At 60.7% G+C, this 6,358-nt stretch carries 10 protein-coding genes; 7 read left to right on the top strand and 3 right to left on the bottom strand.

The features are described from left to right. Positions 1–110: 110 nt before the first annotated feature. Both ABSG20_RS26660 and rocF read right to left on the bottom strand, forming a co-directional pair. On the bottom strand, positions 111–614 hold the full coding sequence (locus ABSG20_RS26660; RefSeq protein WP_423867475.1) for a MaoC family dehydratase: 504 nt from the start codon (positions 612–614) through the stop codon (positions 111–113). A 95-nt stretch (positions 615–709) separates the two neighbouring features. After that, positions 710–1,684, bottom strand: coding sequence for an arginase (rocF, locus tag ABSG20_RS26655; RefSeq protein WP_423867474.1), 975 nt, complete (start codon positions 1,682–1,684; stop codon positions 710–712). A gap of 547 nt (positions 1,685–2,231) precedes the next feature. On the opposite strand from rocF, the gene ABSG20_RS26650 reads away from it, so the two are divergent. From ABSG20_RS26650 to ABSG20_RS26630, 5 genes are all read left to right on the top strand, one after another. Then, a complete protein-coding gene (locus tag ABSG20_RS26650; RefSeq protein WP_423867473.1) occupies positions 2,232–2,465 on the top strand; it encodes a hypothetical protein in 234 nt (77 codons plus the stop codon). Between the two features lie 293 nt (positions 2,466–2,758). Beyond that, positions 2,759–2,983, top strand: a complete 225-nt coding sequence (locus tag ABSG20_RS26645; protein WP_423867472.1) for a hypothetical protein — start codon at positions 2,759–2,761, stop codon at positions 2,981–2,983. A gap of 154 nt (positions 2,984–3,137) precedes the next feature. Then, entirely contained in the window at positions 3,138–3,287 is a 150-nt protein-coding gene (locus ABSG20_RS26640) for a hypothetical protein (RefSeq protein ID WP_423867471.1), read from the top strand. A gap of 263 nt (positions 3,288–3,550) precedes the next feature. Further along, positions 3,551–3,811: a hypothetical protein gene (locus tag ABSG20_RS26635; RefSeq protein WP_423867470.1), complete on the top strand. Its 261-nt coding sequence runs from the start codon at positions 3,551–3,553 to the stop codon at positions 3,809–3,811. 176 nt (positions 3,812–3,987) lie between these two features. Beyond that, positions 3,988–4,824, top strand: a complete 837-nt coding sequence (locus tag ABSG20_RS26630; protein WP_423867469.1) for an alpha/beta fold hydrolase — start codon at positions 3,988–3,990, stop codon at positions 4,822–4,824. Between the two features lie 105 nt (positions 4,825–4,929). On the opposite strand, the gene ABSG20_RS26625 is transcribed toward ABSG20_RS26630, so the two are convergent. Next, a complete protein-coding gene (locus ABSG20_RS26625; protein WP_423867468.1) occupies positions 4,930–5,187 on the bottom strand; it encodes a hypothetical protein in 258 nt (85 codons plus the stop codon). 213 nt (positions 5,188–5,400) lie between these two features. On the opposite strand from ABSG20_RS26625, the gene ABSG20_RS26620 reads away from it, so the two are divergent. Together ABSG20_RS26620 and ABSG20_RS26615 are read left to right on the top strand one after the other, a co-directional pair. After that, positions 5,401–5,559 carry a hypothetical protein gene (locus ABSG20_RS26620; protein ID WP_423867467.1) on the top strand — a complete coding sequence of 53 codons (159 nt, stop codon included), beginning with the start codon at positions 5,401–5,403 and terminating at the stop codon, positions 5,557–5,559. Between the two features lie 253 nt (positions 5,560–5,812). Beyond that, the gene (locus ABSG20_RS26615; protein ID WP_423867466.1) at positions 5,813–6,121 is read left to right on the top strand and encodes a c-type cytochrome; all 309 of its coding nucleotides are present in this window, start codon (positions 5,813–5,815) and stop codon (positions 6,119–6,121) included. Positions 6,122–6,358: the final 237 nt, after the last annotated feature.

The following is a 6,358-nucleotide window of genomic DNA, read 5'->3' as shown; positions in this document are numbered from 1 at the left end:
ATCCCCATATCGCCCGATTCAAGTTAACGGGATGATGCGGTCAGGGAACCGTAGGAATACGTAACCGATCGCGAGAGAGGCCCTATGCTCGAGGCCTGAAATGATAGGTTTCACGAAAACGCGCTTGCTACTCTGCGGGGAACAACAAGCTTGGCCTTGAGAACCTGAACGACGTCGCCGCGTTGGTTTATCGTACGGCTGAGAAGGACTATCGTGCCGCGATCGGGTCGCGAGCGCGACGGTGAAATTTCAACGACTTCGCTCTCGACACGGAGCACATCTCCGGGACGGGTCGGTGCTGGCCAGCTCAACTCTACCCCGGCCCCAACGATGCCGCCGGCGAGCGGCGGACCACTCTGGACATTCAGCCGCATCGTGATCGCGGCAGTATGCCAACCGCTCGCCGCCAAGCCTTTGAAGAACGTGCCTTCCGCGGCTTGATTGTCCGTGTGAAAGGGCTGCGGATCGAATTGAAGCGCGAATTCCTTGATCTGCGCTTCGTCAAGCGTGTGGGTCGCGCTGGCAAAGCGCTGTCCGACGTAGAGATCGTCGAGATATAGCCGGTCCGACGGCGTCTTGGTTGCAGCTTCGCTGGGCACTTCAGTCGTGGTCATGTCTGCCTCCTTGGGTTTGACGGTGGTGATGGCCATTTCCGCTGCTGTTCGATGGTCGAATAACGTTGGGCTTACATCGCATCTCTCCCTTCCCTTCACTCCCCCGGCTCGATCGCATTGCTCGGGGTCGGCCGGTCGGTGATCTGCTGGCCGAACAGGCTGCCGGTCAGTTCGACCGCGGTGCGCGCGGTGCGGCCGCGCTCATCCAGGAACGGGTTGAGTTCGACGATGTCGAGCGAACCCACCAGGCGGCTATCGTGCAGCATCTCCATCACCAGATGGGCTTCGCGATAGGTCGCCCCGCCGGGCACCGTGGTGCCGACGCCGGGCGCGAGACTGGGATCGAGAAAATCGACGTCGAAGCTGACATGCAGCACGCCATTGCGGGCCCTCACCTTGTCGATGACGCGGCGGATCAGGACGCTTACCCCGAACTCGTCGATCGCGCGCATGTCGACGATATTGATGCGGCGTTGCCGCAACAGGTCCTTTTCCAGTCTGTCGATCGAGCGGATGCCGAACAGTTCCAACCGATCCGGCTCGATCGGCGCGCGGAGATCGTTCCCCAGGAGATATTCGAGGCCCGGCTCGCCGCACAGGAAGGCTGCCGACATGCCGTGCATGTTGCCGGTGATGGTCGTCGCCGGCGTATTGTAGTCGGCATGCGCATCGAGCCAGATCACGAACAGCTCACGGCCGCTTTCACGCCAGTGCCGCGCCATCCCGTTCACCGAACCCATCGACAGCGTGTGATCGCCGCCGAGAAAGATCGGCGTCGCGCCGCTGCGCGCCAGCCCGTAGGCGCTCTCACTCAGCGCCCGGGTCCAGCGCTGGATCTCGCGGTAGTGCCTGGCATTGCCGGGCGCAGCGTCGTCGAGCTCGGCGACCTCGCCGATCGCGAGATCGCCGTGATCCCTGACGTCAAAGCCGAGCCCCTCGAGCAGGGTCAGAAGGCCGGCGGTGCGCAGCGCCGCGGGCCCCATCAGGGTTCCGCGCTGCGAGGCGCCGATATCGATGGGAGCGCCGAGCACCGCAATTTGCCTGGTGGCATCCGATTCGAAAGCTTCCATCCGACCGAATCCTTTCAGGGTGACTCCTGTCTGCGACGAATGTCAGGGAAAAGACAGGGTGAAGCCGGGGTTGGCCGGCGGAAATTCATGATCGCCGGCTTTCGCGGCTATTTTAACGCGCGGTGAACAGATCCGCGAGGAACAAACTTCTCGTCCCCGCATTCTTCCGCAGAGGCCGTCACCCGCCGTTCAATACGGCGCCTGTCGCGGATAGCCAAAGGTCGCTCGACCCGCTGTTCAAAAACTGCGCGCGCGCGGATAGCCAAAGGTGGCGGCCTTCTCTTCCAAGGTAGTCCAACGTTCAGGGTGTAGCGGCAAGGTGCAGCAGGTGAACATCGATCCATCGGAGCCAACACTCCAGCCTGGCATCGCGGAACGCGCGATCGATACCGCCATCGACGTGTCGCACAATCACGAACCTTTCCGCAAGCCTGCGCGCCGCGGTCGATCGCCTCAGCGGCCTGCACGCCTGAATATATCGCGCCTCGGGTGGAACCAATCGCCGCCATCCGGATTGTTGTGGCAACAGTTATTTCGGAGCAACGCCATGAAGCCGCTGCTGATCTCGACCGCTATTCTTGGAATCCTGCTGGCTCCCGCCGCCGCCGAGGCGAAGGGCTGCATCAAAGGGGCTATCGTGGGCGGCATCGCTGGCCACATGGCAGGGCACGGCAAGGTCGGTGCGGCTGCGGGATGCGTCATCGGCCACCACGAAGCCAGCAAGCCGGACACCAACCCCGGGGATCAGAGAGCACCGGCTTCGCAGGACAAGCACATCTGAGAGCATCACACCGCCGCGGGAAAATATTCGCTGAGGTGGAAGGTATAACAGGCCGCAGCACACAATAGAGAGTGGCAGGGCGCGGTCTCTGAAAAAATCATATCGCGTTGCGGTCGAACATTCCGAAAGTTCGAAAGCCTCCTGTTTGGAGGCCGCTGCCTGGTGCCACCCTTGGCACGAGATTTGATTCCTACATGGTGGCGTGACGAGGGCCGGGATGATTCCGTAATCGCCCGGACTGATTTTCATGGGGGCTCGATGATGTCCTCGCAACCTGTTGGGGCGGTGTTTGCATGATTCATAAAGGCATTCGATATTATCTCACGGCGACAGCCGAACCGGATTTCTGGCTATGGCGGTTCCAGATCGGCGACACCGTCAAAGCCGGCAAAACCCAAACCCGGCTGACGACGCTGGCCGAACGCCGAGTGCAATTGAAAATCGACGCCGCGCTCAAGGCCTCGGGCGTATCATCGGGATCGCCCCGGCGAAAAATCGCTCGCGATGTACAATATTGACCAGCAGCAACGCCGCCCGATCGACCAAACTGCCGTCGCGCTCGTCTTCTTGTTCTGTCCCACTGTCATCAGCTGGTCGTCGCCTCTGGCCAAGGCCGGCCAGCTGACAAGGATGGCGTGGCCAGCCGCGTGATCCGAATGCAAAGGGGCGGAAATGGATAAGTTCATCCACCGGGAGAACCTCAAGCTCTATCGGAAACTGCTCGCCGAAACGACCGATGTGCAGAAGCGCCGGATGATCCTGAAGCTCTTGGCCGAGGAAGAAGCCAGGGACCAGCAATGGCCCGAAGGGAAGCCTAGCTGAAGGGCGGCCTTTCATCGGCCCCGGATTCGGGGCGAGCGTTGGCGATCGCGGCAGCTCAAAGCGGCGCGGCTGGAACCGCTAAATCTGGGGCACGGAGGCACATTGTCCGGAACCGGACATAGTTCAAAGACTTAGTTCGGAGAAAAAGCCTGGCTGAGACGGTTGATGTTCGGCGATTTGGTTGCTGGCCGTATCAGGCCAAACGGCTGCGCAGCGCGCTCTCGACTTAACTTAAGGACGATCGACGCCTGAAGGAGGCGCTTATGGTCGGCATGAGAAGCGACCGGGCTCGCGCGCGCGCCCGGCATTTGCTGGCGACGGTGTATCCAATTCCAGAGGATGACGAGTTCTATCGTCTGCGCGAACTTGCCATCGATTATATCAGGGAAGCCGATCGGCTCGATGCCGAGAACGGGGATGCCGCCACCGAATCCGACGAATTGATCTCGGCCGCACTGGATGCCATGGCAAGGGATTTCTTCGCGCGTGCGCTGGCCCGTACGGCATCGCAAGACGACCGCTAGCACATTACGCCCGCCCTGGCGCTGGCGCTTTACGGATCGTGATCCCAGGCGTTGTTCGCCGCTGTTCCGCTGCAGGGCAGCATTTTTCCAAAATTTAATTTGCCAAGCGGCTCCCGATTGCTGCATTTCCGCGTTTCAACACTAACTGTTGAATCAACGTGATCGGGATGGAAGCGATGAAGAGAGGAATTGCGGTTCTGACCTGCGTCTGCGCACTCACCGGCGGCCTTTATTATGGCATCAGCAAGTGGGGTATCCGGCACGAGACGCTGCACCTGTTCGATGCCGCAAGGCAGCGGCCGGTCGCCGTCGACCTCGCAGTACGTCGCGACTATGAGGTGAAGGCCGATGACGGCTACTGGAAACTGCCGGTCGCCATCATCAGCAACGGCAATACCGTCAAGAACACCGAGTATTCGTTCCTGGCCAACGTGTTTGCCGCCAGGGGATATCTGGTCGCCAGCGTCCAGCAGGATATCGCGACCGACCCGCCCTTGATGACCAAGATCGGCTTGCCTTATGTCGGCCGGCGCGAAGTCTATCAAAAGGGCGAGGCCAACATTCTGTTTGTGCTCGGGCAACTGGAAAAACTGCAGCCCAACGCCGACTACGATCACCTGACCCTGGTCGGGCATTCCAATGGCGGCGATACTGCCATGTACTTCGCCAAGCAGCATCCGGAGTTGGTTTCGCAAATTGTCACGCTGGATAACCTGCGCGTTCCCTTCGTGCTCAGCAACAAGATGAAGATCCTGTCGTTCCGCTCGAAGGACCCGAATTTCAGAACCGATCCCGGCGTTCTGCCGACACCGCAACAGGCCGAGGCGGATCGGATCGATATCATCAAGACCCAGTTCCAACATACCGACATGAGCGACCGCGGTCCCTATTCGGTCAAGGAGCGGATACAGGCCACCCTGGACGAGTTTCTGGGCGATGGCCATTGCACCGAACTGGCACCCGCGCCGGCCGATAATCAGCTCGTTGCCAACGCCGCGGCGCCGCTGCCTTAAAGCGGGGCTCGCGGGCACTTTCACCCTCTCCAGGAACATGAAGAGCTATCAATGACAGGGGGCCGCCCAAAGGCGGCCCGGTCTTGGTTCAAGCCAGGTTTATTATCATTCGTGATCGATAATGACCTTGCGACGGTCATGATCGATATCCCGATCGTGATCGCCCCTCTTGATGATGACCGTGTCGCGATCGCGGTGCTCGTCACGATCGCGAATCACCTCGCGGTCGCGATCACGGTCATGATGGCCTTCGCCCACGGTCACGCCGACCGGACCGACGCCGACGCCGACTTCTTCCGCGCCCGCCGGCAACGCGGTTGCGATCAGCGCGGCCGCCGCGATGGCAGCAAGATAAAACTTCATTCGATCTCTCCATTTGTGGTTATCCTCAGCAACAACCCCGGGGTGCAAAGGTTCCGTGGTCCCGGGCCGATGGCGCCTCGATGGCAGCCGGCGCGGCAGATGCCGGGGAGCCCAACAATTGGACAAACCTTGAGACAGGTCAAAGTGCTCGAGCCAGGACCGCGTCATCATGGCGGAATGGTCAACCACATTTTTCGCTGCAGCCGAACTGGTATGAACGTTCAGGTCAGGGTGCCTGAGGCGACGCCAGCCGATCGACCTGACAGTTATGAAACCGTGGTGTGCCCGGCTTGCACCCGGCTGCATCTGATCAACAAAATTACCGGCAAGATCCTGGGCGAGAAGGACGGGCTCGAGAAGGAGAGGCAATGAGCGAACAGGAGCCCTCCCATAGCCGTCATTCCCTGCGCAGCGCTTACTGGCAGGTTCTGAGGTTCTTGAAATCTCTGGCCGCGCGGATCGACCTTCCGCATTTCCCAGGGTCATGCTGCGGCTGATCGGTGCGTGGCATCGAGCCGGTGCGGCGACTGGTGGCTCGCATAGGCCACCCAGGGGTTCGGCAGACGACCCGCTGCGGTCAGCGGCGGTCAGCGGCGGTGCTTTGATGTCGAAGGAGAATGATCGGATGCGCGCGATTCCAAGACTGGTTGTTGCCGTCGCTGCCTTCTGCGGATCGCAGGCCTTGGCAGCCGACGCCTATCACGGCGGCGAACTGGCCAAACGCTGGTGCGCGGCCTGTCATCTGGTCGCCAGCGATCAGAAGCAGGCCAGCGCCGACGTCCCGACATTTGCCTCGATCGCGGCCAGATCCGACTTTAGCCCGGAAAAAGTCGCCTTCTTCCTGCTCGACCCGCACCCCAAGATGCCGAATTTTTCGTTGAGCCGGAGCGAGGCCGCGGACATCGCCGCCTATATCGGCTCGCTGCGCAAGTAAACTTCCTGAAAGTCGCACCCCAAATGCAAATCCCTGCCGGTTAGAGCCGACAGGGATCAGCAGAAAAGTTGACGGACGGCGAGTGTGCTAACCCGGTGGCCCATCAAGGACCTGCGACAATAGTGAAGGCCATGACTTAAATTGATGCAAGTCTATTTTGTGGGCAGTGGGTCAGTTCAGCCCCGCGTATCCAGCGATACGCCCAGTTGATGCGCTTTCGCCGCGGTGGCGCCAACG

Source organism: Bradyrhizobium sp. (genome assembly GCF_049512235.1).
GTDB lineage: Bacteria > Pseudomonadota > Alphaproteobacteria > Rhizobiales > Xanthobacteraceae > Bradyrhizobium.
This window is presented reverse-complemented; position numbering and strand designations above follow the sequence as displayed.

Excerpts from the sequence above, each read along its gene's own strand:
- ABSG20_RS26650 (WP_423867473.1), top strand. The coding sequence starts at position 2,232 with ATGAAGCCGCTGCTGATCTCGACCGCTATTCTTGGAATCCTGCTGGCT.
- ABSG20_RS26660 (WP_423867475.1), bottom strand. The coding sequence starts at position 614 with ATGACCACGACTGAAGTGCCCAGCGAAGCTGCAACCAAGACGCCGTCG.
- ABSG20_RS26645 (WP_423867472.1), top strand. The coding sequence starts at position 2,759 with ATGATTCATAAAGGCATTCGATATTATCTCACGGCGACAGCCGAACCG.
- rocF (WP_423867474.1), bottom strand. The coding sequence starts at position 1,684 with ATGGAAGCTTTCGAATCGGATGCCACCAGGCAAATTGCGGTGCTCGGC.
- ABSG20_RS26620 (WP_423867467.1), top strand. The coding sequence starts at position 5,401 with ATGAACGTTCAGGTCAGGGTGCCTGAGGCGACGCCAGCCGATCGACCT.
- ABSG20_RS26635 (WP_423867470.1), top strand. The coding sequence starts at position 3,551 with ATGGTCGGCATGAGAAGCGACCGGGCTCGCGCGCGCGCCCGGCATTTG.
- ABSG20_RS26640 (WP_423867471.1), top strand. The coding sequence starts at position 3,138 with ATGGATAAGTTCATCCACCGGGAGAACCTCAAGCTCTATCGGAAACTG.
- ABSG20_RS26615 (WP_423867466.1), top strand. The coding sequence starts at position 5,813 with ATGCGCGCGATTCCAAGACTGGTTGTTGCCGTCGCTGCCTTCTGCGGA.
- ABSG20_RS26630 (WP_423867469.1), top strand. The coding sequence starts at position 3,988 with ATGAAGAGAGGAATTGCGGTTCTGACCTGCGTCTGCGCACTCACCGGC.
- ABSG20_RS26625 (WP_423867468.1), bottom strand. The coding sequence starts at position 5,187 with ATGAAGTTTTATCTTGCTGCCATCGCGGCGGCCGCGCTGATCGCAACC.